This window comes from Hyphomicrobiales bacterium, assembly GCA_017642935.1.
Lineage (GTDB): Bacteria > Pseudomonadota > Alphaproteobacteria > Rhizobiales > MH13 > MH13.
This window is the reverse complement of the sequence record JAEPOK010000002.1, coordinates 1,337,350-1,362,675: the sequence shown is the minus strand read 5'-3', so window position 1 is coordinate 1,362,675 and position 25,326 is coordinate 1,337,350. Positions and strand designations below refer to the sequence as shown.

The window sequence follows — 25,326 nt, the reverse complement described above, 5'->3', positions numbered from 1 at the left end:
CGACCCAAGAGTTAACGACCTGTTTACCATCTACCGGGCAATTCTTGCCTATCTGCTTCGATAGCGCGCCGACAGGTGGGCAAGGGAAGCGATCGAGATGGGCTAACGGGCATTCATGGTTGCTTTCTTTCAGAACTTGGGTCCTGCCCGTTTGGGCGCGATGGGCATCGTCGCAGCGCTGCTCATCGGATTCTTCGCCTTTATCACGATGCGCGTCACCGCGCCGGTCATGGTGCCATTGTTCACCGAGATGACGTTCGAGGATTCCTCAGAAGTCATTCGCCAGCTCGACGCGAACGGAGTCACCTACGAGTTGCGCAATGATGGCACCACCATTCTTGTGCCGCAGGAGCGCGTTCTTCGTCTGCGTATGGACATGGCCGAGCAGGGTCTGCCATCGGGCGGCACCGTCGGTTACGAGATTTTCGATCAATCAAGCACACTCGGCGCCACCAGCTTCGTTCAGAACGTCAACCAGCTGCGTGCGCTGGAAGGCGAGCTTGCCCGCACGATCCAGTCCATCAATCGGGTTTCGGCCGCACGGGTCCACCTTGTGCTGCCCGAGCGCGAACTCTTCCAACGCAATCAGCGTGAGGCGACTGCGTCGATCGTGCTGCGCGTTCGCGGCGACCTGGACCCGGGGCAAATCCGCGCCATTCAACATCTGGCAGCATCAGCCGTCGATGGGCTGTCGGCCAACCGGGTTTCGATTGTCGATGAGGCCGGGCAACTGCTTGCATCCGGCGCCGGAGACAATGAGGAAGCCATGATGGCCGCCTCGCTGGACGAGCGCTCGATCGCGATGGAAAACCGCATCCGCACCCAGATCGAAGACATCCTGTCCGAAGTCGTCGGTCCAGGTCGCGCCCGGGTCAACGTCGCCGTCGAGCTCAATCACAATCGCATTTCTGAAACCTCCGAAGTCTTTGATCCGGATGGTCAGGTCGTTCGTTCAACGCAGGTTCGCGAAGAAAACGGCTCCACCAACGACACCACCGCGGGCGAAGTTACGGTCGGTAATGAGTTGCCAGGCGCCGACGCCGGCGCGACGGCTGGCGGCATCCAGGAAGCGCGCGAAACGCTTGAAGAGGTCACGAACTTCGAAATTTCCTCCACCAATCGGACCGAAATTCTGGAAGCCGGCCGGCTGGAGCGGCTCTCCGTCGCCGTGCTCGTCGATGGCCTCTACACCCAGGATGAGAACGGCGCGCCTGTTTATGCACCGCGCACGCAAGAGCAGCTCGATCAGATCGCCATGCTGGTCCGCTCGGCCGTCGGATTTGATCAAACACGCGGCGATGTCGTCGAGGTCGTGAACCTTCAATTCGCTGCTCGCCCCGATCTTACCCTGCCTGACGAAGAAGGTTTGTTCTCGTTCACCCGCGACGATATTTACCGCGCAGCAGAACTTGCCATCATCGCCGTCCTGACGCTGATCGTGCTGTTCTTCGTCGTGCGCCCTCTGCTCGCCCGCGTCTTCGAGGATGAAAGCGCCGCACCGGAAGCCCTGCCGGCCGGTGGGCCAGACGCGGAAGGCACGGTGATCGGGCCGAACGGTGAGGTGTTGCAGTCGCCAATGCCGAACGTTCCTGCGATCGCGCTGGAAAGCACGACAGTTAAGGCCTTTGAAAATGCTGTTGCGCTGGGCGCGCTGCAGAAGAAATCATTGGAACAGGTTGGCGACCTGATCAAAGAGCGTCCTGACGATGCTGTCGGCGTCTTGCGCGCCTGGCTGTCCGAACCGGCGAAGGCGTAACCAATGTCCGCAGCCAACGCCCTTGCCGAAGCCGCCGCAGCCGCCGCTGGTCCACCGACTGCTAAGCCTGGTCAGCAGCTAACGCTGGCGCAACAAACCGCCGGTGGCGACCAATCCTCGGTCAAACTTGGTGATCTCTCCGGCGCGGAGAAAGCCGCGGTTCTGTTGCTCGCGCTCGGCGATAAACATGGCGAACCCTTATGGCGCGGTTTGGACGAACTGGAGTTGCGTGAAGTCTCGCAGTCCATGGCCGTGGTCGGACGCCTTTCGACGGACGTCATTGAAGGCGTCATGATCGAGTTCATCGACAATGTGACGACCAACAAGGCGCTCACCGGCGGCTATGAAGCCACCGAACGCTTGCTCGCCTCCTTCATGGAGACCGACAAGGTCGCGGCGATCATGGAAGAGATACGCGGCCCGGCCGGACGCAACATGTGGGAGAAACTTTCCAACGTTCAGGAAAACGTTCTGGCCAGCTATTTGAAGAACGAATACCCGCAAACGACCGCCGTGGTTCTGTCGAAAATTCGTTCCGATCACGCCGCCAAAGTGCTGTCGCTACTGCCAGAGGAACTTTCCCTGGAAGTCATCCAGCGCATGCTGAAAATGCAAAGCGTGCAGAAGGAAATTCTCGACAAAGTCGAAGAGACACTGCGCGTTGAGTTTATGTCGAACCTATCGACCACGCGCCGCCGCGATAGCCATGAGACGATGGCCGAGATCTTCAACAATTTCGACCGCCAAACGGAGGCCAAGTTCCTCGCAACGCTGGAAGAAGACAACCGCGAGTCGGCCGAGAAGATCAAAGCACTGATGTTTACCTTCGAGGATCTCGGCAAAGTCGACGCCTCCTCGATCCAGATCCTGCTGCGCAGCGCCGATATGACCAAGCTACCGATCGCGCTCAAAGGCGCCAACGATACGCTGCGCGACTTCTTCCTCGGCAACATGTCGACCCGCCAGGCGACCACCATCCGCGAGGAGATGGAAATTCTCGGGCCGGTGCGCTTGCGTGACGTCGACGAAGCGCAGATGTCGCTCGTCAATCTGGCCAAGGACCTCGCCGCCAAGGGCGAGATGGTGATCTCGAAAAACTCCGGTGATGATGAGGTGATCTATTGATGGCCGCATCAACCACCGCTCCACGCTACCTGTTCGATCTCGATTTCGACGCGGAAAACCGCGCCAAGGAAGAGGTCGAGGTTGAGCCAACAATCAGCCTCTACGAGCACGAAGCGCAGATGGCCGCGCTGGAGCGGCGGGTGCGCACCGAAGCCCATGAGGCCGGACGCCAGGAAGCACTCGAAGAAGGTTCCAAGGCTTTGGCTGAAGAAACGCAGCGCCTGACCGGCGTTGTTCAAACCCTGCTCTCCCGGCTCGACAAGGAAATCGCGATGCGCGAGGAGCGCGCGGTTCGCATCGCCATCTCGGCATCGAAAAAGCTTGCCCGCCGGCTCTTAGACGCCCAGCCGATCGGCGAAGTCGAAGCACTATTCCGTTCCTGCCTCGCGCCCATGTTCGACGCCTCCCATTTGGTCGTGCGCATGAACGCCGACCATGTCGACGCCGTGCGCGAACGCCTTGAATCCATCGCCCAATCCCAAGGGTTTGAAGGCAGGCTGATCTTCATGGGCGAAGAGGACTTCGCCCCCAGCGACACGCGTATTGAATGGGCCGATGGAGGATTGGCGCGCAGTCAAGACGACATCGAAAAGGCCATTGACGATTTAATTGGCGACTATCTGTCGGCCCGAGGCGTAAAACCCCACGCCTCTCCCCCAACCCCATCTGAGGCAGACCAGGCCTCACAGATGAAAGCCTCAATGGAGGGCTCTCTCGATGAGTGACACCGACGACGATCAGCTAGCGGGCAAACAAGGCGTCGAGCTCGACCAGTTGGAAGGGCCGCCAAGCACCGAAACCGACGAGGATTACGATCCGAACAGCGCCAAGGATGCCAGCGACCTTGAAGCGGTGTTCGACGTGCCGGTGCGTGTATCGGCCATTCTTGGACGATCAGGCATGCAGGTTTCTGAACTGCTCAATCTCGGACCCGGCACGGTGGTCGAACTCGACAGGCGAGTAGGTGAGGCCATCGACATCTTCGTCAACGACCGTCTGGTCGCGCGTGGCGAGGTGGTTCTCGTCGAAGACAAGCTCGGCGTGACCATGACTGAAATCATCAAAAGCGACAAATAAGACCTAGCGGCAGGATCAACCCATGCGACTTCTCATCTTCGGCAATCTCGGCGGACAAATGGCCAGCGCGACGCGCATGGCGATGGAGCGCGGCGCCAAAGTTATTCATGCCGACGATCAGGCGACGGCGCTCGATGCGTTGCGGGGTGGTCAAGCCATCGATCTGGTGATGGTTGACGTCGCTGAAAACATCAAAGCGCTGATCCAGGCCATGGAGCGCGAGCACATTTCTGCGCCGGTAATCGCGTGCGGCGTAAAGAACGATGCCGACGCCGCCGTCAAAGCCATCAAGGACGGCGCGCGCGAGTACATTCCTTTGCCGCCGGATCCCGCTCTCATCGCCGCGGTGCTGGCTGCGGTTACAACCGAAGAGTTGGACATGGTGTCCACCGATCCGGCGATGATGAAGGTGGTTCGCCTTGCCGAACAGATCGCGCCGTCGGACGCCTCGATCCTGATCACCGGCGAATCCGGCACCGGTAAAGAGGTGATGGCGCGCTACGTTCACGCCAAGTCGAACCGAGCGACGATGCCGTTCGTGTCGGTCAACTGCGCTGCTATCCCAGAAAACCTGCTTGAGTCCGAGCTTTTTGGCCATGAAAAAGGCGCCTTCACCGGCGCGCTGGCCCGCCGTATCGGCAAATTCGAGGAAGCCTCCGGCGGCACGCTGCTGCTCGATGAAATCTCCGAAATGGATGTACGCCTGCAGGCAAAACTCCTGCGTGCCCTGCAAGAGCGGGTGATCGACCGCGTCGGCGGCTCCAAGCCGGTGCCCGTTGACCTGCGCATCATCGCAACGTCCAACCGTAACCTTGCTGAGGCGGTCAAAGAAGGTTCGTTCCGCGAAGATCTGTTGTTCCGCCTTAACGTGGTCAACCTGGCACTACCGGCGCTGCGCGAACGACCCGCCGATATTCTCGCTTTGTCGGACCATTTTGCGAAAAAATACGCCAAGGCCAACGGTTTCCCGCTGCGCCCGATCTCAGAGCCTGCGCGCACGCGCTTGATGTCGGCCCATTGGCAGGGCAATGTGCGCGAACTCGAAAACACCATCCACCGCGCTGTGCTTTTGGCGTCTGGTCCTGAAATCGGCCCCGAAGCACTCATCACGCCCGACGGATCAGACTTTGCTGCCCAATCCACACCGCCATCAGGTGCGGTCCAAAAGGTAGCGATGACGGCCGAAGCGGTTACCCGCGCGCTTGTCGGACGCACAGTCGCGGAGGTCGAGCAGGAATTGATTCTCGATACACTCGACCATTGTCTCGGCAACCGTACCCATGCCGCCAACATTCTTGGCATTTCCATTCGCACGCTGCGCAACAAGCTCAACGACTACAACGCCCAAGGCGTTGCCGTGCCGCAACCGGGCCAAGCCCGCACGCAAATGGCAGGTTAGGATCATGATCCTCCACTGCGTGTTCTGCCATCCCTCGGATGGCGCGGCTGATGCGCTGCTGCAAACCATGAGCGAGCTGGCAACCTTCAGCGAGACCTTGGAGGGCGTCGAGGCATTCCACTACGGCCCAAACCTCGACTTCGAAGGCAAATCACCAGACCACAAGTTCGGGTTTGTCATTCGCTTTGCCTCCAAAGAGGCTTTGGAGCGCTATGCTGACCATCCCACCCATCAAGCGCTGGGTGCTCGTTTGTGCGCATCCTGTGTCGGCGGCACCGATGGGATCGTCGTCTATGACCTTGATGTTTAGGTTAGGCAGAAACCTGAAAGGCTGCGGCCAGTGAGCCAACACAAAGAAGTGTTGTAAGGACGACCCCGTGGACCTGCTCCACGCGGCTCTTTGACAGAGCGTTGGCAATCAAGCTGAGTCCAAACAGTCCTGCCAAGACCAACAGGGCTGGGCGCAGAACCAAAGCAGGCACCCAGTCCAAAAGGCCCAGCGCCTGCGCCACACAGATTGCGCCAAATGCCGCCAAACAGGCACTGACGCCACTTGCAACGCGAAGGCTTGGCGAAAGCACGCGGTGACTACCGCCCCATGCAAGGCGCCCCATCGGAAAGCCAAGAGCAAGCAGCACCTGAAACAGAGTCAGCCAGATAAAGCCCACCAGGGCAATGCTGGCCATGAGCGTCATGGCATCGGTCACTTTCCCCCCTTTTCACTCCGGCTGAGCAAAACCATTAACCATCTGTTTACCCTAAAAGCGGCAAAAACTGCCTAGTCGCATTTTCCCAACCGGAAGATGCCGAGCGAGGCACCGCGCATGGCCGACACGTCGGTAACTGACACAAGCACTTCCGGCTCCGCCAAATCCGGCCTGCCCTTCCCGCTTCCAAGCTTGGAGCAGCTCAAAGGCGCGCTGATCCGCGGTGATCTGGCGCTTGCCTTCGGTGTGATGACGATCCTCGTCGTTCTCATCATGCCGATGCCGCCTTTCATGCTCGACCTGTTCCTGGCGGTCTCGATCATCTTTTCCGTCCTCGTCCTGATGACGTCGCTGTTCATCCACAAGCCGCTGGAGTTTTCTGCTTTCCCGACGGTGCTGCTGATCGCCACCATGATGCGCCTGGCGCTGAACCTTGCCTCAACCCGCCTTATCCTTGCCGAAGGACACACCGGCGGAGACGCGGCCGGCGAAGTGATCGAAGCGTTCGGCTCCTTTGTGATGGGCGGCAACTTCATCATCGGCCTGATCGTCTTTGGCATCCTGGTGATCGTGAATTTTGTCGTCATCACCAAGGGTTCTGGCCGCATCGCCGAAGTGGCTGCGCGCTTCACTCTTGACGCGATGCCTGGCAAGCAAATGGCCATCGATGCCGATCTATCTGCCGGTCTGATCGACGAAGAAACAGCCAAGACTCGCCGCAAAGAACTGGAAGACGAAAGCTCTTTCTTCGGCGCCATGGACGGTGCCTCAAAGTTTGTGCGCGGCGATGCCATTGCCGGCCTGATGATCACCTTCATCAATATCATCGGTGGAATCGTGATCGGCGTTGCCCAGATGGATATGTCGTTTGGCGATGCTGGCCGGGCCTACACGCTGCTGACAGTCGGTGATGGACTGGTCAGCCAAATCCCAGCGCTCATCGTCTCCACCGCTGCTGGCCTGCTGGTCTCCAAGGCCGGCGTCACCGGCGCTGCCGACAAAGCACTAATGACCCAACTGTCCGGCTATCCCAAAGCGCTCGGCATGTCGTCCTTCGTCATGGTGGTCCTCGCCATGCTGCCGGGTATTCCGGTGCTCCCTTTCCTCGGACTGGCAGGAGGCGCGGGTTATCTCGCCTGGCGATCGGCTAGGAAAGCCAAGGATGCGGTCACCGAGGCCAAGGCCCAGGAGGTGCTGGCCAAGGCGACTGCCGAAGCACCGCCGGCCGAAGAGCCGATCTCCAAATCGCTACGCATCGACGATCTTCGCATTGAACTCGGCTATGGTTTGCTTGGCTTGATCGACGATGGCGAAGGGGCGGACCGCCTGACCGAGCAGATCAAAGCCCTGCGCCGTTCGCTTGCCGGCGAGCTTGGCTTCGTCATGCCCTCGGTGCGCCTGCTCGACAACATGCAAATTGGCGCAAACACCTATGTGGTCAAAGTCAAAGAGGTTGAGGCCGGCACCGGTGAGGTCTTCTCCGGCCAGTTCATGACCATGAACCCGACCGGCGGACCGGTGGAACTGCCAGGCCGCGAAACCACCGAACCAACCTTCGGCCTGCCAGCCACCTGGATCGAGGGCAAGTTCCGCGACCAAGCCGAAATCAAAGGCTACACGGTTGTTGATCCGGCTACCGTGATCTCCACCCACCTGACCGAGATCATCAAGGGTTCGACCGCCGACCTGCTCTCCTACGCGGACACGCAGAACCTCATCAACGAGCTTCCCGCCGCCCAGCAGAAACTGGTCGATGACATCGTACCGGGCCAAATTTCGGTTTCAGGCATCCAACGCGTTCTGCAAAGTCTGCTCGCTGAACGCATTTCGATCCGCGATCTTCCGACCATTCTGGAGGGCATCGCCGAGGCCAGTGCCTTTGCCCGTACACCGCAGGCGATCACCGAGCATGTGCGCACGCGCCTAGCGCTGCAGATCTGCGCCGCGCACCAGTCGCCAGCTGGGTATCTGCCGCTCTTGCCTTTGTCCCCGACTTGGGAGCAGGCCTTTGCCGATGCGCTGGTTGGCGAAGGCGACGACAAGCACTTGGCCATGGCGCCGACCAAACTGCAGGAGTTCATCGCCTCGGTGAACACCGCCTTCAACGCCGCCGCCGAGCAAGGCGAAGTCCCGGTGATGCTCGTTTCGCCAGGCATCCGCCGCCATATTCGCGCGATCATTGAGCGCTTCCGCCCGCAAACTGCCATCCTCAGTCAAGCCGAAGTGCACCCACGCGCCAAACTGAAGACGTTCGGACAGATCGCCTAATGTCAGACACCCCCATGCCAACCTCTCTTGCCCTGGAGAATGGGTTCGCCGTCGTTCCGGCGGGCCTGCTGGCAACCATCGAAACCAGCCTAGAAAGGACCACGCCACCGAACAGTGACGCCTATCCCCTGCCCGCCGGGTTTCAATTCGTTCAACCGGACCCGGTGAACCTTGACGACTTCAAAAAGCTGTACCGTGCCGTGGGCGACCCCTGGCTCTGGTTCGGTCGCTTGCAGAAAAGCGATGAGGTTATTCGTTCTATCCTCACCGCGCCTACGACAACGCTGCGCTATCTTCTCGACCCATCCGGTTTGCCCATCGGACTGTTCGAGGTCGAGCAGCAAGAGACAGAAACCCTGGAGGTGACCTATTTCGGACTGGTCCCCGAAGCGACCGGCAAAAAACTCGGTTCGGTTCTCATGGAGCATGGCCTAGCGGCGGCTTGGACACCGCAGACCAAACGCGCATGGCTGCACACCTGCACCTTCGATTCCCCTGGTGCCCTGTCCTTTTATCGGCGGCAAGGGTTCAGACCCTTCCGACAACGCCTTGAACTCAGTCCCGATCCCCGCTTGACTGGCGTTCTACCACGTCAGACAGCACCGCAAATTCCGTTGGCGGATTTCTCAGACCCTTAGGAAAACACAGCATGGAAAAACCGACCCCTGACCTGACCATCACGCATCATGAGGAGGGGTCGAAGGGCACATACACGTCCCACATCGAAGGCAAACCCAATGCGGAGCTCACCTACTCGCGCGCCAGCGATACGCTGATCATAATTGATCACACCGGTGTGCCGGACGAACTGCGTGGCATGGGCGTCGGCGTGAAGTTGGTCGAGCGTGCGGTCATGGATGCGCGTGCGTCAGGCACCAAGATCATGCCGCTTTGCCCCTTCGCCAAGGCGCAACTCCAACGCCACAAGGAGTGGCAGGACGTGTTGAACTAGCTGCCGAGTGCAAAAAAAGCCCGGCAACCTGCCGGGCTTGATTTCAAACAATCGCTGTTAGACGTCGATCAGCCGATCATACCGCCACGCGAGCGGCGCGACTGGCTGAGCTCTTCTAATTCAGCCTGCTCGCGGCTTGCCATGGTTGCGCGTTGCGCTTCCTGATCGCGCTCTTCGAGCAACTCAACCTTCTTGAGATCTTCGACCGCCTCGGCCAACTCGTCTTGAGCAGCCTCCAACTGACCACGCAGATTATCAGCGGACTCACGCAGATTATCACGGCGCTGCGCAGCGGCCTTGGCGTAGGTCGGATAGGCGTAGTGACCCATATCGGTGATACCGGCCTTTTCCTGCTCGATCGAAACCTCTCGATCCAGCTCGCTCGCCATACGCTCGAAATCGGCCATCATGGCTTCAATCTGCGTCACCTGGCGGCGCTTCTCGTCGACTTGATACCGCTTCAGGCGGATCAGGCTTTCACGCGACTTCATGACTCAATACTCCCAATCACGCGTCAGGCGCCTCGTCCAGAATGCCGGCGAGCGCCTCATATCCTTCGGCAAGCGACGTCGATTCCCCTTTTTGCTGGCTCAAAAACGCCTCCAGCTGGGGGTTGAGGCGAATGGCCTCGTCAACATCGCTGTCCGATCCTCGGCGGTACGCGCCCAGACGGATCAATTCTTCCATATCGCCGAAAGAGCTTAACAAAGCGCGAGCACGGCGGACCGTATCGCGCGCACTTTCTGGCACACACCCAGGCATAGTGCGCGAAACTGATTTAAGAATGTTGATGGCGGGATAACGGCCGCGTTCCGCAATGGCACGCTCCATGACGATGTGGCCATCCAAGATGGAGCGCACCGCATCGGCCACCGGCTCATTGTGATCATCCCCTTCAACAAGCACGGTAAAGAGGCCAGTTGTCGTTCCCTCGCCTTTAAGACCGGGTCCTGCGCGCTCTAACAGGCGCGGCAATTCGGTGAACACGGTCGGTGTGTAGCCTTTCGTGGTCGGCGGCTCACCGCCGGCCAAGCCGATCTCACGCTGCGCCATGGCAAATCGCGTGACGCTATCCATCATCAAAAGGACATTCTTTCCTTGCGCGCGGAAGAACTCAGACACCGTCATCGCCATGTAAGCGGCCTGTCGGCGCATCAAAGCGCTTTCATCCGACGTTGCAACGATAACCACCGCGCGCTTCATGCCCGCCGGACCAAGATCGTCCTCGATGAACTCCTGTAGCTCGCGGCCGCGTTCACCGATCAGGCCAATGACCGCCACATCAGCCTTGGTGTTGGTCGCCAACATCGACATCAATACCGACTTACCGACGCCAGACCCAGCAAAGATGCCCAGGCGCTGGCCCTCGCAGCAGGTCACGAACGTGTTGAGCGCACGCACGCCCAGATCCAGCGGACCACCGACCCTGGCGCGATTGGCCGGCGGCGGCGGCGCAGCCCGCAAATCATAAGCGTCTGCCCCGGTCGGCAGTAGACCTTTTCCGTCAATTGGGCGGCCCAGTGCATCGATGACACGGCCGAGCCATGCCGGCGACGGTTTGGTCAGCGCTTCGGACGCCACCAAAACCGCGCGGCAGCCAAGACGCATGCCATCGAGCGGATCATAGGGCAGGCAGAGGGCGCGTTCGGGTTTGAAGCCAACGATCTCGACCAAAACCGAGCGGCTCTCGCTGATCTCCACCGCCAGGCGCGAGCCAACCGCCAACAGATGCAAAGGACCAGCAACCTCCACAAGCAAGCCCTGAATGCCGGTGACGCGTCCAAACACCTCGCGGTCAAGCAGATCATCGATCTGGTCGGCTAGGTCGTGCATGGCCGGACTTTCCGCAACGTCATCTACCCAATCGCCTATCTCTTCGCCCTGAAAACGGTTGCACCGCTGATTCGCTGTCTGATAAATCTTAACGCAAAGCGGGCGAATCACCCCGCATGCTTTCCAAAGTGTTGCGTAAATCAGTCCTGTGGAAGGTTGTCTTAACCTTTCGCTTACCACTGAAGGGTAGCGTTAACGACGGGGCAGAACGAAGCCCTTCGTTGTTTCGCGTTTTCGAGCGGCGAAAACCTAGGATAGGGCAAAGGGGATTGGCATGCGTGTATTGCTAATCGAGGATGACATCGCAACGGCAGAAAGCATCGAACTGATGCTGAAATCCGAAGCGTTTAATGTCTACACGACGGACCTTGGTGAAGAAGGCGTCGACCTCGGAAAACTGTACGATTACGATATCATTCTTCTCGATTTGAACCTCCCGGACATGTCAGGCTACGAAGTGCTTCGCACGCTGCGCCTGTCGAAAGTTAAGACACCGATCTTAATCCTCTCCGGTCTTGCAGGTATCGAGGACAAGGTTCGCGGTCTCGGCTTTGGTGCCGATGACTATCTGACCAAACCATTCCATAAAGATGAGCTTGTTGCCCGCATCCACGCCATTGTGCGTCGGTCCAAGGGTCATGCTCAATCGGTCATCACCACCGGTGATGTCACGGTCAATCTGGACACCAAAACCGTCGAAGTCGACGGCCAGCGCGTCCATCTGACCGGCAAAGAATACCAGATGCTGGAGCTGCTCTCGCTGCGCAAAGGCACCACGCTCACCAAGGAAATGTTCCTCAACCACCTCTATGGTGGCATGGATGAGCCTGAATTGAAGATCATCGACGTGTTCATCTGTAAGCTTCGCAAGAAGCTGGCGGCTGCAACCGGCGGTTCCAATTACATCGAAACCGTTTGGGGCCGCGGCTATGTGTTGCGCGATCCTGACGAGTCGACAATGAAGCAAAGCGCTTAAGAGCGTCGTTTCAACCAAATCCCTATCCAGACACTGAAATTGCCGCCCCATCTTGGGGCGGCTTTTTTGTTGCGGCCTTGGTCAATGTAGGTCGTCACCCGCCGGGCCCATGTCACAAACAAAAACCCGGCCGCGAGGCCGGGTTTTCGATGGCAGTCATATACGCCGCCGAATTTCGAATTGGCTTTTTAGGCCGTGCGACGAACCGGGAAGGTTGACGAAGAACCGGCGACAAAGTCCGGATTGGGCTGATACAACCCGCGGCTGCCCGGAACAGCCTTGAAGGCATCGGTTAATCCGACCACGGTTTCAGCCGCGCCAAGTACCATGAAACCATCCGGAGCCATCTGTTTTGCAACGCGCTCCAGGATTTCGATCTTCGCAGCCTGCTCGAAATAGATAAGGACGTTGCGGATGAACACAACATCGAACGTGCCGAGCGACGAAAAACTGTCGAACAGATTGAGCGGGCGGAACTGAACCATCTGCTTGATTGCGGGCGAGATTTCCCAAGTTTCACCTTTCTGAGTGAAATGATTGAGAAGCATTTGGATGGGCAATCCGCGCTGGACCTCAAATTGCGAATAAGACCCAGCTTTCGCGCGATCCAAAACGTCGCGGGAGATATCGGTGCCGATGATGTCAAAGCGGAACGCCGAGGCCTTTAGGCCCTGATCCTTGATGATCATGGCCAGCGAGTAAGGTTCCTGGCCGGTCGACGCGGCAGCACACCAGATCCGAATTTTCCGCTGGGATTTGCGTGCCTCCATCATCTGCGGAAGCATCACATCGGAAAAATGATCGAACGGCGTCTTATCGCGAAAGAAAAAGCTTTCATTGGTCGTCATCGCTTCGACGACCTTTTCGCCAGCCGAGCGGCCAAGCGGTGTCTTCAATTTGGCAACCAGAGCCGAGATCGTATCCAGACCTTCTTGCCGGGCCACCGGCATCAAGCGGCTCTCAATCAAATACTGCTTGTCATTGGACAAGATGAGGCCGGAGCGCTCTTTCAAAAAAGACCGCAGAAAATCGTAATCTGCCGGTGTCATGGGCGCTCCCCTTTCAAAAGCTGGGCGACCTTGCTGGCCAACTGATCGAGCGGAAGAACCGCGCAACAGGCTTTGTTCTGCACCACGGCTTGAGGCATACCCCACACCACCGATGTCGCTTCATCCTGGGCAATCACGCTGCCGCCGGCGTCGCTGATGCGCACCGCACCCTTGCCACCATCATTGCCCATGCCGGTCAGCACCGTCGCCAGGACCGCCGACCCGTAGGCCTCGGCAAGCGAGTCAAACAGAGGATCAACAGCAGGCTTACAGAAATTCACAGGTGGACCATCCGTCAAAGCGATCTTCATGCCATCGGGGCTGTTCTTGACGATCATGTGCTTGCCGCCAGGGGCGACATAAATCTGACCCGGTTTTAGAACCTCGCCGTCTCGACCTTCAGCCGAAGGAAGACCGGCAGCCTTGCCGAGATTCTCAGCAAGGATCGCGGTGAATGTCGCCGGCATGTGCTGGGTGACAACGATCGGCACGCGCTTGGCAGCCGGACCGACGGTTGAAAAGAATTTTGCCAGGGCCTGCGGTCCGCCAGTCGATGAACCGATCGCCAGGATGCGCGGCACGCTGGAAGACCAGCGGCGCATATTGGCCAGCGACACTTCCGACTTGTGCACCAAAGGTGAGGCCGCCGAGCGCTCAATCTTGACCGGAGCATCCGGTCGCGAAATGTGTGGCGAACGTGCAGTCGTCTTTCCGCGTGCACCAAGCGCGCGAACTTTAGCGACAAGATCGCGCCGGAACTCTGGGCTTGTCGAAACTCCGGAATTGCTCTCCGGTTTCGGGACGTAGTCTGCCGCCCCGAGCGACAAGGCCTTGAGCGAAATTTCAGCATTGCGACGGGTCAGTGTCGATGCCATGACGACTTGGATGCCAGGCCGCGCCTTCAGGAGCAGCGGCAGCGCCGTCAGGCCGTCCATCTCCGGCATTTCGATGTCCAGAACCACGACGTCTGGCTCAAGCGCCGTTATCTGCTCAACTGCCAGTTTACCGGTCCGCAACGTACCGACGACCGCAAGCGAGGGATCTTCGTCGATCCACCGCGCCATCAGTCCGCGGGCAACGACGGAATCATCGACAACCATCACACGAACCGGGTCGGTAACAGGTCTTGGTTGGCGAGCGGCGACTGCGGACATGAACGTTAACCTAGAAAGAGGAGCCACACACGATGGCGCGGAGGGGCAGCACGAAATTCAACGAAAGCGGTTCGGCCAGGCGCAAGGAGCGCTAGACTAGGCAAGTCCAACTTCGGCGAATTTGGCCTCGACGATCTCGCGATCGAACGGTTTCATGATGTATTCGTTGGCGCCGGCACGCATCGCCTTAGCGATGTGTGCAACATCATTCTCTGTGGTGCAGAACACCACTTTGGGCACGTTGCCACCGTCTTCAGCGCGGAGCGTCTTCAAAAACTCCAGACCGTCCATGACCGGCATATTCCAATCCAGAAAGATGGAATCGGGCATCGACTGGCGGCAAATCTCCAGCGCTTCCTGACCGTCTGCGGCCTCTTCGACCTGAAACTCCAGGTCCTCGAGGATGCGCCGCGCGACTTTTCGAATGACGCTGGAATCATCAACAACCAGGCAGGTTTTCATTGCGCTGTGTCCTTTCAAGAACCGGTCAGAGCCGCGAGGCAGAGATCATTTAGGCAGCGACGCCGACATTCAATGATTGCAGCACGCTATCGACGTCCAGAATTACCATCAGGGTCCCTTCCAAACGATGAACGCCGGCTGAAATCGCCGCCCATCGTGGATCGAGATTGACCGGATTCGGTTCACGCTCGCCGATCGGCAGGTTCAAGACCTCGCCGACACGGTCGATGATCAGGCCGTAGCTTTCGCCCTTATAGTCGATACCCACGGCCATGCGCTTCACACCCTCGTCCGCCATCGGCAGATCCAGTTTCCAGCGCATATCGATCGCGGTGACGATCCGGCCGCGCAAATTGAGCACGCCGGCGATCTCTTTATTCGACAGCGGCACGGGCGTCATTGCGTCCGGCATGAACACATCGTGCACGCGGCTGATCGGCAGGCCGAACAGCTGATCGGCAATGTAAACGGTCACATACTGGGTGACATCTTTCGACAACACGTCGAGCCCGGAGGCGATACGGCTGTCATCATTGTTTGCATCACGAATGGCGCTCATGCCGCCAACTCCACTTCACTGGTTTGCTCTTTGATCGCGGCAATCAGACCGGTGCGGTCGAATTTCGCGACATAGTCGGAAAAGCCTGCGTCACGACCCTTTTGGATGGCCGCAGGGGTTGCATGCGCCGACATGGCAATGATTGGCGTGTCCGCGTAACGCGCATCCTTGCGCACTTGGGTTGTGAATTCGTAACCGGATAGACCTGGCATCTCGATATCGGAGACGATGGCGTCGAACTGACGTCCCTCTTCGAGCAGTTCCAGTGCTTCTTGCGCATCTTCGCAAGTGGTCACGCTGTAACCGGCGGACCTAAGAACCGGGCCGAGCATGTTGCGGAAGAAGGTTGAGTCATCGACCAGCAGAACATCAAATTTCTCCTGCGCCGAACCGACATCCTTCATCATGAACCAGTCGTCGAATGCCAGCGGCATGAAGTAGCCGACATCGATGACTTCGGTTGCCTTGCCTTTGATGACGGCAGACCCGAGCACACCGGGCTTTTCGGAGGTAACTTCGATGTCGAGAACCTCATCAACGATATCGACGATCTCATCGACCATCAAACCCATCGAGCGATGCTCATCGGCAAAGACCAGCATTGGCTGCGTGCCTTTATCGCGTAGCTGCATGTTGTCGGTGACTTTCACCAACGGCATCAGATTGCCACGGTACTGGACCAGATCACGATCATTGGCGTGCTCGATGGCCTCGGTCTGAATCTCTTCAAGCCGCGTGACCAAGGACAACATGACGGCTTTGGGTTCCTCGCCTCCAGCACGGAAGACCAGAAGTGAAACCGACTGGGCTTCATCGGAGGTCATCACCTTCTCTTCGGTCTGCGCCTGCTCGGCCACTTCGCTGTCGATTGCCGAGCCAATGGCATTGGCGATGCCGTTCGGGTCGAGGATCATGATCACCGAGCCGTCACCGAGAATGGTATTACCGGAGAACATTGCCAAATGACGCAACATTGACGACATCGGTTTGACGACGATTTCTTCGGTGTGGAACACCGCATCGACCACCAGGCCAAAGGTCTGGTTACCGACCTGCATAACCACGATGAAGCCCTCTTCACCGATGTCGCCAGGCTCGTTGGCGGGTTCGGCGCCAAGCAGATGCGAAAGCGGTGAAAGCGGCAGCAACTTGTCGCGCAGACGCAGTACCGGCGTGTTGCGGATCGTCTCGATCTTGTGTTCGGAGTCTTTTTGAGCCCGGACCAGTTCGACCACAGCCAGCTGCGGAATCGCGAAACGCTCACCTGAAGACTCCACGATGAGCGTCGAGACGATGGCCAGTGTCAGCGGGATCTTAATCATCACGACAGTGCCGTGACCTTCCTTACTCTTAAGGTCGATCGTACCGCCAATAGCTTCAATGTTGGTGCGCACCACATCCATGCCGACACCTCGGCCCGAGACGTTCGTCACCTTGGCAGCCGTCGAAAGGCCCGGATGGAAGATCAGCTTATGAATTTGCGTTTCGGACATGCGCTCGATTTCGGCTTCGGTGTAAAGCTCGTTATCGATTGCCTTCTTCTTGAGAAGCTCCGTCGGCAGGCCCTTACCATCATCGGCGATCTCGATGATGATGTGCCCACCTTCATGATAGGCTGAAAGTTTGATCGTGCCCTTTTCCGGCTTTCCGACGGCGGCGCGGTCAGACGGCAATTCAAGACCGTGATCGGCCGAGTTGCGGACCATGTGAGTCAATGGATCTTTGATGAGATCAAGAACCTGACGATCCAATTCGGTCTCGGCACCGACCATCTCAAGGTCGATGTCCTTACCAAGTTCACCGGCGAGATCACGCACAATACGCGGCAGCTTCTGCCACGCATTGCCGATCGGCTGCATGCGCGTCTTCATAACGCCTTCCTGCAGTTCCGCCGTCACATTGGACAGGCGCTGCAGCGGCACTTTGAATTCAGAATCTTCGTGGCGACGGACAATTTCCAACAGCTGGTTGCGGGTCAGCACCAGCTCGGAGACCATCGTCATCAGGTTTTCAAGCGTATCGACCGAAACACGGATAGATTGCGATGCCAGTGACTTCTCGCCATTTGGCTTGGCCTCACCAGATGCCCCCGGCGCAGCCTTCTGGTCACCTTTGGCATCAGCCTTCTTGGCCGGTGCCGGTTTGGCTTCCGCTTTGGGTGCTTCCGCTTTCACCGGTTCAGGTGCAGCGTCAGCCTCAGGTGCCTCAGTGTCAGCTTCTGCGTCACCAGCCTTGGCTTTCACTTCGGCCAGCGCTTCTTCCATCTGCTGTTTGGCAGCGGCTTCGGCGTCATAATCGCTTTCGGTTTCATTGAAGATCCGATCAAGCTCGTCCAGCGGAACTTCGCCAACGCGCACTTCGCGCTCTTCTTCAGGCTCAGGTTCCGGTGCGGGCTCGGGCTCTTCGGCGACCACGTCCTCGGCGGCCGCGGCATCAGTCTCGTCAGCGGCCAGCGCCATGCGCTCAAGTTCGCTGATCAAATCCTGATCGTCGCCAGCCGGCTCGCTTCCGCTTGCTTCCAGATCTGCCAGAATTGCTTTCAAACGATCAATGGAAAGCAGGATAAGGCTGACGCCATCTGTCGTGACCGGGCAACCGTCACGATATTTGCCCATCAGGGTTTCGGCGGCATGCGCCAGGCTTTCCAGTCTCGGCAAACCAAGGAAGCCACAAGTTCCTTTGATCGTATGAACCAGACGGAAGATGTTATCCAAAATCTGAGCGTTGTTGGGATCTTGCTCAAACTTCACCAACTCCACGTCGACAACGTCGAGGCTCTCATTGGTTTCCGTCAAAAATTCTAGAAGCAGGTCATCCATACTCACACCCCTGTTAGGCGCCTCGACAAGCGAAAGGCGGACTTGTGTCTGCGCCTGGACTGAGCCTGCAACGTCTCGAGCCAAGCACTTTCACGTAGGATTGTGAGTGGGAACGGTTAATTTAAACTGAAACCACTCGCCGAGATTGTATCGCCTCGGAAGCAGTCGCCAGCACTTGGTATATTTGTTGGTCAGCCGCGCACGCGCGACGCCAGAATTTCCTTAGCGCGCTGGGCTCAGTTTCGCCTAGATTGGCACCGTTTTGAAGGTGATGGATGTCTCATCCATATCCGGCTCGATGCGCACGCCAACCTCGTCGGCGATCCGAATAAGATGGAAAAGATGCACGTTGCGCGCGTGCACGCCATCAGCAAACCGGCGCGATAATGCGTCTTCGGCGCCTTGAGGGATGATGACCTTCTTTGCTTCGCCGCGCACGACAAACTGGGCCTTGCCGGTCAGGTCGGTGCCGTCGATCGTGATTTCGCCGCCGCGCGGAACCGCATCTTTGGTGAGCGCCAACAGACCCATTGCCAATTTGGCCACAGCCTTTGGCGCAATCACCCGCTCCAAATTCCAGGACAAGATGGTCCGATCATCAGTGATGTAAGGCACGGTCGCGTCTTTCGCTTCGCCCAGATCAACGTCGCCGCCGACATCGCCATAGGCGCCATAGGCAAGGCGCACGAAACTGAGTTTGTGAACCGCTTGCGCCGCCGATTTTTGCATCAGCGTCTGCGCCACTTCCCGCGTTGAGTCATCGTTCGCGGTCGTCCACATTTCCATCGCGCTGGAGGATGCGCCAACCGGCGAGATGATGTCGTGGCACGTCTTGCTCACAATCAATGAGGCCAACTCCATCGGGGTTGGTTCGGGAAAGGCAGACATCGCGGATATTCCTTTGTGACGGCGCACCTGAATATTAGGCCGGACACGAAACGGGCATCACCCCCGCTCGAACCAGTTCCAGACGCTCTCCTTAGAGATCGAATCGGCGCCAGTTTAGCAGTCCAAGGCCGCTGCGAAACGCTTAGCCGTGTTCTTTTGCGTAGGAACGCCCGTCAGGGCGCCAGCGTATCGCGCACAACGGGCCAAGCGGCGTCAGCTTGATCAATCAAGGCAGCGGCTTCTAATAGGAACGCATAGCGCGAGGCTTGATCACGGAACAAAAACACCCGCCCGCCAAGGGCCAGCCAGACGGCCGGGTGCCCGATGGCAACAGCGCCACGAGAAACCATCAGCGCACCATGTCCGCCATAAGCGGGAACGAACCGTTCCGGGTCCTGGACGAAAGCCTCAAGGTTACCTGCGTTAGCAAAACGCCAAACCAATCGATCGCGGACAAGCTCAAATTCGGGAAGGCCTTCACGTGCTTCCCCATCGGCGAGGTAGGCAACTGGGTCAAAGCCAAACAGGGCGACGCGATCGGAAGGATCGGAGATGATCCGCTCATTGGCCATGGCGACTGGTACCGGCGCAACAAGCGCTCCCACCAGCAACGCGACCATCAGGCTTCGCAGGGCGAGGCAGCGCGCAACGATCGTTTGCAAACCAGTCATCGCCTTTTGAACCATTTGTTCACCATGTTGCCTGTATTCTTAAACGGAACGCGAACGAACGGGCCGTTGCCCGTCCCAAAGCCGGCCGCGGCCTTACAATGGTCAAATCTTAGCGCTGATCGTTAAGCGGTCCGTTAAGCCAAACCAGAAAACCGCCGGCAGCTGAGTTAGCCCCACGCGTGCAGCATGAGAGCGCACGTCCCCGGGATAGATTTTGGAAGGAACCGATCATGTCCCTCGCCTTTGCCCTCTCGCCATCCGCCATCGCCACTGCAAGCTGGCGCCGCGTTCAAGGCACGCTGCTTGCCGTTGTGTTAGCTGGTGTTCTGACGCTCATTTCGCCGCTGATGGTTCATGCGCAACAACAATCAGGCGCGGGGAACACATTCTCCTCTCAGGAACTGGTGGATTCCGGGCACGTCTTCTTCGGCAATATGGCCCGCGGCATGGCTGACGTGGTTGAAAGCCTGACCGCCCAATATGGCCAGCCAAACGGCTACATTCTGGGCGAGGAAGCCAGCGCGGCTTTCTTCGGCGGTCTGCGTTATGGCGAAGGCGTGCTCTACACGCGCAACGCTGGCAACCACCGCGTGTATTGGCAAGGTCCATCGATCGGCTTCGATATGGGCGGCGATGGCACCCGCACCATGATCCTGGTCTACAATCTGCCGTCGGTCGACACGATGTATCAGCGCTTTCCAGGCGTCAGCGGATCGGCGTTTCTCGTCGGCGGCTTGTCAGCATCAGCCAACCAATCCGCGCAGGTCGTGGTTGCGCCCATTCGCGCAGGCATAGGCGCCCGCCTTGGCATCAATGTTGGCTATCTGAAGTTCACTCGCCAGCCGACCTGGAACCCGTTTTAACGCGCTTTAACTACTGAAACGGCGCACCGTCATACCGGTTTGCCTGTCGTTAGGGAAAGCATCGGCGCCAAAACCAACAAATTGTGACCACCGTCACGGGACCGTCAGGCTGTTTTGTTAAGCCTGTTGGCCAGTCGGGCCTTGCGTAAAAATCGCCCATGGTTGACAGTAGATTAACAGCGTTTTGGCAGGTGGTAATCCAGTGACAGTAGCCGATATCGTCGTCTTTTTGCTCGGGTTTTTCAGCGCGTGCCTCTTAGGCCTCATAGCCTGTAGGTTGATCTGGGTTCGCGCCGTTCGCCTCACACGCGCACGCCTCGAACGCGACCGACCGGAGACGTTGCGAGCCTTCGAAGCGCGCATCGCTGGCGCCCAAGCACGCGCCGCCATCAGCATCCGCGAATTGGAACGGGCGCTCGACCGAGAGCGGCAAATGTCAGCCCAAGCTCGCCTGATGGCCGACCAGATGACCTCGTCCTCAGCTCTGGCGTTGGCCGAGCGCGACGACACGCAATCTTCGCTGGTGAATTTGAGCGACACGCTGAACACGACCCGGGAACGTCTGCGCGAACATGAAGAGACCCTCATGCGCCGCAATTCCGAACTCGCCGACCTGCGCCGCGACCTGTCCGATGTGCGTCAGGAACTGGCGATGCGCGACGATGATATTGGCCGCCTGACGCAAGAGGCCGAAAGCCTCCGTGCTGAGTTGGCCGCCCATCTGGCCGGCGACGCCGATCCCAGCACCGTCTCACAACTGGCCGAAACCGGCGATGCAGCCGCGATGGCACGCACCCAAATTGAAAACCTGCGGGAGACCGTACGCAGCTTGCGGTCTGAAAAGAATGCTGCCGAAGCGTCAGCTGCCCGTGCTCGACTGTTGCTCGATGCCCGCGACGACAATCAGGCGCTCGCTGCTGCCAAAGCCGATTTCGATGCTGAGCGTGACAGCCTGATGGCGAAAATTTCAGAGCTCGAAACAGAGCTGCGCAACGCGCCCCGCCCCGGTCCGCAGCTGGTGAGCGTTGACGGCGAAGAACTTCCCGTCCCGCCACTTGTGTCACCTGCAGCCAACACCGATACACCACCGACAGATCTCGACAGCTTGCGCGCCTCGATTGATGAGATGACCGCGTCGCTAACAGCAAACGCTGCCATTGAGCTTGATGGTCAGGATCGCATCAACGCGCTGCTCGACGAAGCCGAACAGGATGGCGCCGACAGCAATCTGGTGACCTCACTGGTTGAAGCACGCGACCGCCTGCGTTCGAAGAAGAAGGGCCCCGCCCGTAGTGGCAGCAGCAAGGCCTCGACCAAGGCGCCTGCCAAAACGACCGGCAGCCGAAAGTCGGCAAAATCCACAGCCGGCAAGTCGAAAGACACGTCCGGATCGAAGATCGTCGCTGCGACGGCGTCGGGCGCTACAGCCGAGAAGTCGACCAGCATGCCCCGCGCCAGCGAAAACGACCTTAAGGTCATCTAGCTTTCAAGGCCTTCCGGGTAGGTAACTGCCACACCCAATCCCTCGGCCTATACTTCGGCTTTGCTTGGCCCTTCTTAGACTAACGCCGCTAAGCAACTGCACGAACGGGGTTCGTCCGACTTCCAAAGGTTTGGATTGCGTGAGATGCTCTGACCATTGGCGATCCTGTGATTTGCCAATGGGTGCCTCGGCATCCATCCTCCCTTGAATCTCCTCCAGGTGCCGCAAGGCACCTTTTTTTTGGCGATTGGAGGGCTGGCGCAGGATGAGCGCGATCCGGGCCTGGACTATCGATCAGCCGGTCTGTTCCACCGGCATCCCGTTTTCGTCCAGCGCCACACCAATTTGCGTGCGCAATTGGCCTTCGTTCTGACTGCGCGGTTCCGGCCCGAAATACTCATCGGTACTGACGAAGCGGCGCGGATAGAGGATGCAGTCGGCCATCCTGTTGTAGAGAGCCTTGGCGGACACTGGTTTGGACAGGAAGTGATTGACGCCTAGTTTCGACGAGGCCAGCACGCGGCTGCGCTCGGTGTGCCCTGACAGCATGATGATTGGCACATACGCGCACACAAAGTTCGGCTGACGGATCAGCTTGACCAGCTCCGCACCGTCCAACACCGGCATCACCCAGTCGACAATGATCATGTCGGGCGGCTGCATCTCGATTTTTTCGAGCGCATCGGCACCGTCCTCGGCTTCATGAATACGCCGGGCGCCAAACCCGCGCAGCATGGCCGATACGATCCGGCGCATATAAGCCGAATCGTCGATTACCATGATGTCGAGAGGCGCGACGTCGATGTACATAGGCGCCAAACTAAACGACGCGCATTAAACCAACGGTAAACGAAAGGTGGCCCGAACAAACGTTTTTTAGAAAAAACGCAAACTGAGAAGACGCTCTACGGCCCTAATCGCAAAAGAAAAACACCATCTATGCTGCACCGCATTGACCCGCATGTTCGGATAAGTAACGTCCCCAGCGATTAAACGCCCATGGAGATCACGATGGCTCATTTGCCTACCTATTCCTACGTTTCGCGAGTCGGCCTGCAGGTGGAAACCAACCTGTGCGCGTTGATCGAAGAGGACGCCCTGGCGGGCCTTGAGGTCACCGCCGTTGCCTTCTGGCAAGCGCTTGACGCGCTCGTGCGCGATTTCGCACCACGTAACCGCGCACTTTTGGAAAAACGCGAGGAACTGCAAGCCAAGATCGATACCTGGCACCGCGAACGCAAAGGTCAGCCAATTGACCTGTCCGCTTACAAAGCCTTCCTTAGCGACATCGGCTATTTGGTACCCGAAGGCCCCGATTTCACCGTCGAAACCACCCATGTCGATCCGGAAATCGCCTCGATCCCTGGGCCGCAGCTTGTCGTTCCGATAATGAACGCCCGCTATGCGCTGAACGCTGCCAACGCTCGCTGGGGATCACTTTACGATGCCCTTTACGGAACCGACGCCTTGGGCGATCTGCCAGAGGGCAAAGATTATGATCCGCAGCGTGGCGCGCGCGTCATCGCGTGGGGACGAGCCTTTCTCGACAAAACCATCCCGCTGGAAGTCGGCAGCCATGCTGATGTGGTCACCTATGTTGTCGCCCATGACCGCCTGGTGCCGACGCTCGAAGACGGTACGATCACCGAGTTGAAGGACCCGGAGAAGTTCAAGGGCTTTCATGGTGACCCAATGGCGCCGTCCATGCTGCTCTTCCAGAACAACAGCCTTTATTTCGAGATGTGGTTCGACGCCGAAAACCCGATCGGCAAGACCGACAAGGCCAACATTGCAGGCATCAATCTGGAAGCCGCCGTTTCCACGATCATGGATTGCGAGGATTCGGTTGCCGCTGTCGATGGACCCGACAAGGCGCTCGCATATCGCAATTGGCTCGGCCTGATGAAAGGCGATCTGGAAGAGAAGCTGGAGAAAAACGGCAAGGCAATCACCCGCAAGCTCTATGGCGATTTTGAATACAAAGCGCCAAACGGTGAGCCGTTCATGGTCAAGACGCGCTCGCTGATGCTCGTGCGCAATGTGGGGCATCTGATGACGACGCCTGCCGTTCTTGACGCTGACGGCAACGAAATCCCTGAAGGCATCTTGGATGGTCTTTGCACCGCGATGATCGCAATGCACGACCTCAACAAGGACGGCAGCCACAAAAAGCGCAACTCCACGCAAGGCTCGGTCTACATCGTCAAACCGAAAATGCATGGACCAGACGAAGTTGCCTTCGCCAACGATTTGTTCGGGGCCATCGAAGGCCATCTTGGATTACCGGAGTTCACGCTCAAAATGGGGATCATGGATGAGGAGCGCCGCACCACGGTGAACCTGAAGGAGTGTATCCGTGCCGCAAAGAACCGTGTGGTCTTCATCAACACCGGCTTCCTCGATCGGACGGGCGATGAAATGCACACCTCCATGGAAGCTGGCGCGATGATCCGCAAAGGCGACATGAAGGCGACGCCTTGGATCGCTGCCTATGAGGATCGCAACGTCGATGTGGGCCTGGCCTGTGGTCTGCCCGGCAAAGCGCAAATCGGCAAAGGCATGTGGGCGATGCCTGATCGGATGCACGCCATGCTGGAACAGAAGATCGGCCACCCGAAAGCCGGCGCAACCTGCGCTTGGGTGCCGTCCCCGACCGCCGCGACGCTTCACGCGACGCACTATCATGAGGTCGATGTGAAAGCCCGACAGGCAGAGTTGCGTTCGCGCGCCACCGCAGGCCTTGATGATGTGCTCACCATTCCCTTGGCCGACCGACCCAACTGGCAGCCGGACGAAGTTAAAGATGAGCTTGAAAACAACGCTCAGGGGATCCTGGGTTACGTTGTGCGCTGGGTGAACCAGGGTGTCGGCTGTTCCAAGGTACCCGACATCCATGATGTCGGCTTGATGGAAGATCGCGCGACGCTGCGCATTTCTTCCCAGCACATGGCCAACTGGTTGCATCATGGCGTCGTCAGCGAGGACGAGGTGATGGACGTCATGAAGCGCATGGCCAAAGTGGTCGATCAGCAGAACACCGACGACCCGACGTATACGCCGATGGCGCCCGGCTATGACGGTGTGGCTTTCAGAGCGGCCTGCGATCTGGTCTTCAAGGGCCGCGAGCAGCCGTCGGGCTACACCGAGCCCTTGCTGCACCAGGCACGTTTGGAATTGAAGGCGACAGCCTAGCCCTTCATGGTTGTCATGGCCGGGCGACACGCAAGCGTGTGACCCGGCCATTCAACTTTAAACAGCAACGAACTGCACCGAAGCCTGCTCGTC

General features: G+C 58.5%; 24 protein-coding genes. 13 read left to right on the top strand and 11 right to left on the bottom strand.

Annotated elements, in window-relative coordinates:
* The first annotated feature begins 115 nt into the window (after positions 1 to 115).
* From fliF to JJ917_15840, 6 genes are read left to right on the top strand one after another with little or no spacing between them, the layout of a single operon-like run.
* Positions 116 to 1,756, top strand: coding sequence for a flagellar M-ring protein FliF (fliF, locus tag JJ917_15865; GenBank protein MBO6700305.1), 1,641 nt, complete (start codon positions 116 to 118; stop codon positions 1,754 to 1,756).
* Between the two features lie 3 nt (positions 1,757 to 1,759).
* Positions 1,760 to 2,881 carry a flagellar motor switch protein FliG gene (gene fliG, locus JJ917_15860; protein ID MBO6700304.1) on the top strand — a complete coding sequence of 374 codons (1,122 nt, stop codon included), beginning with the start codon at positions 1,760 to 1,762 and terminating at the stop codon, positions 2,879 to 2,881.
* Positions 2,881 to 3,606: a hypothetical protein gene (locus tag JJ917_15855; protein MBO6700303.1), complete on the top strand. Its 726-nt coding sequence runs from the start codon at positions 2,881 to 2,883 to the stop codon at positions 3,604 to 3,606. The genes fliG and JJ917_15855 overlap by 1 nt, the downstream gene beginning before the upstream one ends.
* Complete coding sequence (gene fliN / locus JJ917_15850; GenBank protein ID MBO6700302.1) at positions 3,599 to 3,958, top strand: flagellar motor switch protein FliN; 360 nt, start codon at positions 3,599 to 3,601, stop codon at positions 3,956 to 3,958. The genes JJ917_15855 and fliN overlap by 8 nt, the downstream gene beginning before the upstream one ends.
* Positions 3,959 to 3,980: 22 nt before the next feature.
* The gene (locus tag JJ917_15845) at positions 3,981 to 5,357 is read left to right on the top strand and encodes a sigma-54-dependent Fis family transcriptional regulator (GenBank protein ID MBO6700301.1); all 1,377 of its coding nucleotides are present in this window, start codon (positions 3,981 to 3,983) and stop codon (positions 5,355 to 5,357) included.
* 4 nt (positions 5,358 to 5,361) lie between these two features.
* Positions 5,362 to 5,667, top strand: coding sequence for a Dabb family protein (locus JJ917_15840; GenBank protein ID MBO6700300.1), 306 nt, complete (start codon positions 5,362 to 5,364; stop codon positions 5,665 to 5,667).
* A gap of 1 nt (position 5,668) precedes the next feature.
* Here the strand turns inward: JJ917_15840 and JJ917_15835 are convergent, their stop codons facing one another.
* Complete coding sequence (locus JJ917_15835; protein ID MBO6700299.1) at positions 5,669 to 6,064, bottom strand: hypothetical protein; 396 nt, start codon at positions 6,062 to 6,064, stop codon at positions 5,669 to 5,671.
* A gap of 96 nt (positions 6,065 to 6,160) precedes the next feature.
* Between JJ917_15835 and flhA the strand changes: the two genes are divergently transcribed.
* From flhA to JJ917_15820, 3 genes are read left to right on the top strand one after another with little or no spacing between them, the layout of a single operon-like run.
* Positions 6,161 to 8,332, top strand: a complete 2,172-nt coding sequence (gene flhA / locus JJ917_15830; protein MBO6700298.1) for a flagellar biosynthesis protein FlhA — start codon at positions 6,161 to 6,163, stop codon at positions 8,330 to 8,332.
* The gene (locus JJ917_15825; GenBank protein ID MBO6700297.1) at positions 8,332 to 8,970 is read left to right on the top strand and encodes a GNAT family N-acetyltransferase; all 639 of its coding nucleotides are present in this window, start codon (positions 8,332 to 8,334) and stop codon (positions 8,968 to 8,970) included. Before flhA ends, JJ917_15825 begins: the two co-directional genes overlap by 1 nt.
* Positions 8,971 to 8,981: 11 nt before the next feature.
* Positions 8,982 to 9,284 carry an N-acetyltransferase gene (locus JJ917_15820; GenBank protein MBO6700296.1) on the top strand — a complete coding sequence of 101 codons (303 nt, stop codon included), beginning with the start codon at positions 8,982 to 8,984 and terminating at the stop codon, positions 9,282 to 9,284.
* Between the two features lie 68 nt (positions 9,285 to 9,352).
* Here the strand turns inward: JJ917_15820 and fliJ are convergent, their stop codons facing one another.
* Both fliJ and fliI read right to left on the bottom strand, forming a co-directional pair.
* Complete coding sequence (fliJ, locus tag JJ917_15815) at positions 9,353 to 9,775, bottom strand: flagellar export protein FliJ (GenBank protein ID MBO6700295.1); 423 nt, start codon at positions 9,773 to 9,775, stop codon at positions 9,353 to 9,355.
* A 16-nt stretch (positions 9,776 to 9,791) separates the two neighbouring features.
* A complete protein-coding gene (gene fliI / locus JJ917_15810) occupies positions 9,792 to 11,117 on the bottom strand; it encodes a flagellar protein export ATPase FliI (GenBank protein ID MBO6700294.1) in 1,326 nt (441 codons plus the stop codon).
* Positions 11,118 to 11,391: 274 nt separating this feature from the next.
* On the opposite strand from fliI, the gene JJ917_15805 reads away from it, so the two are divergent.
* On the top strand, positions 11,392 to 12,093 hold the full coding sequence (locus JJ917_15805) for a response regulator transcription factor (protein MBO6700293.1): 702 nt from the start codon (positions 11,392 to 11,394) through the stop codon (positions 12,091 to 12,093).
* 188 nt (positions 12,094 to 12,281) lie between these two features.
* Here the strand turns inward: JJ917_15805 and JJ917_15800 are convergent, their stop codons facing one another.
* The 7 genes from JJ917_15800 to JJ917_15770 all read right to left on the bottom strand — a co-directional run bounded on the left by JJ917_15800 (position 12,282) and on the right by JJ917_15770 (position 19,695).
* Positions 12,282 to 13,142, bottom strand: coding sequence for a protein-glutamate O-methyltransferase CheR (locus tag JJ917_15800; GenBank protein ID MBO6700292.1), 861 nt, complete (start codon positions 13,140 to 13,142; stop codon positions 12,282 to 12,284).
* Positions 13,139 to 14,242 (bottom strand): chemotaxis response regulator protein-glutamate methylesterase, encoded by a 1,104-nt coding sequence (locus JJ917_15795; GenBank protein ID MBO6700291.1) that lies wholly within the window; start codon positions 14,240 to 14,242, stop codon positions 13,139 to 13,141. Before JJ917_15795 ends, JJ917_15800 begins: the two co-directional genes overlap by 4 nt.
* A 150-nt stretch (positions 14,243 to 14,392) precedes the next feature.
* Positions 14,393 to 14,758 carry a response regulator gene (locus JJ917_15790; protein ID MBO6700290.1) on the bottom strand — a complete coding sequence of 122 codons (366 nt, stop codon included), beginning with the start codon at positions 14,756 to 14,758 and terminating at the stop codon, positions 14,393 to 14,395.
* Between the two features lie 49 nt (positions 14,759 to 14,807).
* Positions 14,808 to 15,317, bottom strand: a complete 510-nt coding sequence (locus JJ917_15785; protein MBO6700289.1) for a chemotaxis protein CheW — start codon at positions 15,315 to 15,317, stop codon at positions 14,808 to 14,810.
* Positions 15,314 to 18,136: a hybrid sensor histidine kinase/response regulator gene (locus JJ917_15780; protein MBO6700288.1), complete on the bottom strand. Its 2,823-nt coding sequence runs from the start codon at positions 18,134 to 18,136 to the stop codon at positions 15,314 to 15,316. The genes JJ917_15785 and JJ917_15780 overlap by 4 nt, the downstream gene beginning before the upstream one ends.
* A 246-nt stretch (positions 18,137 to 18,382) precedes the next feature.
* On the bottom strand, positions 18,383 to 19,024 hold the full coding sequence (locus JJ917_15775; protein MBO6700287.1) for a hypothetical protein: 642 nt from the start codon (positions 19,022 to 19,024) through the stop codon (positions 18,383 to 18,385).
* A gap of 173 nt (positions 19,025 to 19,197) precedes the next feature.
* The gene (locus tag JJ917_15770; protein MBO6700286.1) at positions 19,198 to 19,695 is read right to left on the bottom strand and encodes a hypothetical protein; all 498 of its coding nucleotides are present in this window, start codon (positions 19,693 to 19,695) and stop codon (positions 19,198 to 19,200) included.
* Positions 19,696 to 19,925: 230 nt separating this feature from the next.
* Here JJ917_15770 and JJ917_15765 point away from each other — a divergent pair, with 230 nt between their 5' ends.
* Positions 19,926 to 20,558: a DUF1134 domain-containing protein gene (locus JJ917_15765; GenBank protein ID MBO6700285.1), complete on the top strand. Its 633-nt coding sequence runs from the start codon at positions 19,926 to 19,928 to the stop codon at positions 20,556 to 20,558.
* A 277-nt stretch (positions 20,559 to 20,835) separates the two neighbouring features.
* Positions 20,836 to 22,041 (top strand): hypothetical protein, encoded by a 1,206-nt coding sequence (locus JJ917_15760; GenBank protein ID MBO6700284.1) that lies wholly within the window; start codon positions 20,836 to 20,838, stop codon positions 22,039 to 22,041.
* Positions 22,042 to 22,335: 294 nt separating this feature from the next.
* On the opposite strand, the gene JJ917_15755 is transcribed toward JJ917_15760, so the two are convergent.
* A complete protein-coding gene (locus tag JJ917_15755) occupies positions 22,336 to 22,851 on the bottom strand; it encodes a response regulator (GenBank protein MBO6700283.1) in 516 nt (171 codons plus the stop codon).
* 201 nt (positions 22,852 to 23,052) lie between these two features.
* On the opposite strand from JJ917_15755, the gene JJ917_15750 reads away from it, so the two are divergent.
* The gene (locus tag JJ917_15750; GenBank protein MBO6700282.1) at positions 23,053 to 25,233 is read left to right on the top strand and encodes a malate synthase G; all 2,181 of its coding nucleotides are present in this window, start codon (positions 23,053 to 23,055) and stop codon (positions 25,231 to 25,233) included.
* Positions 25,234 to 25,326 lie beyond the last annotated feature (93 nt).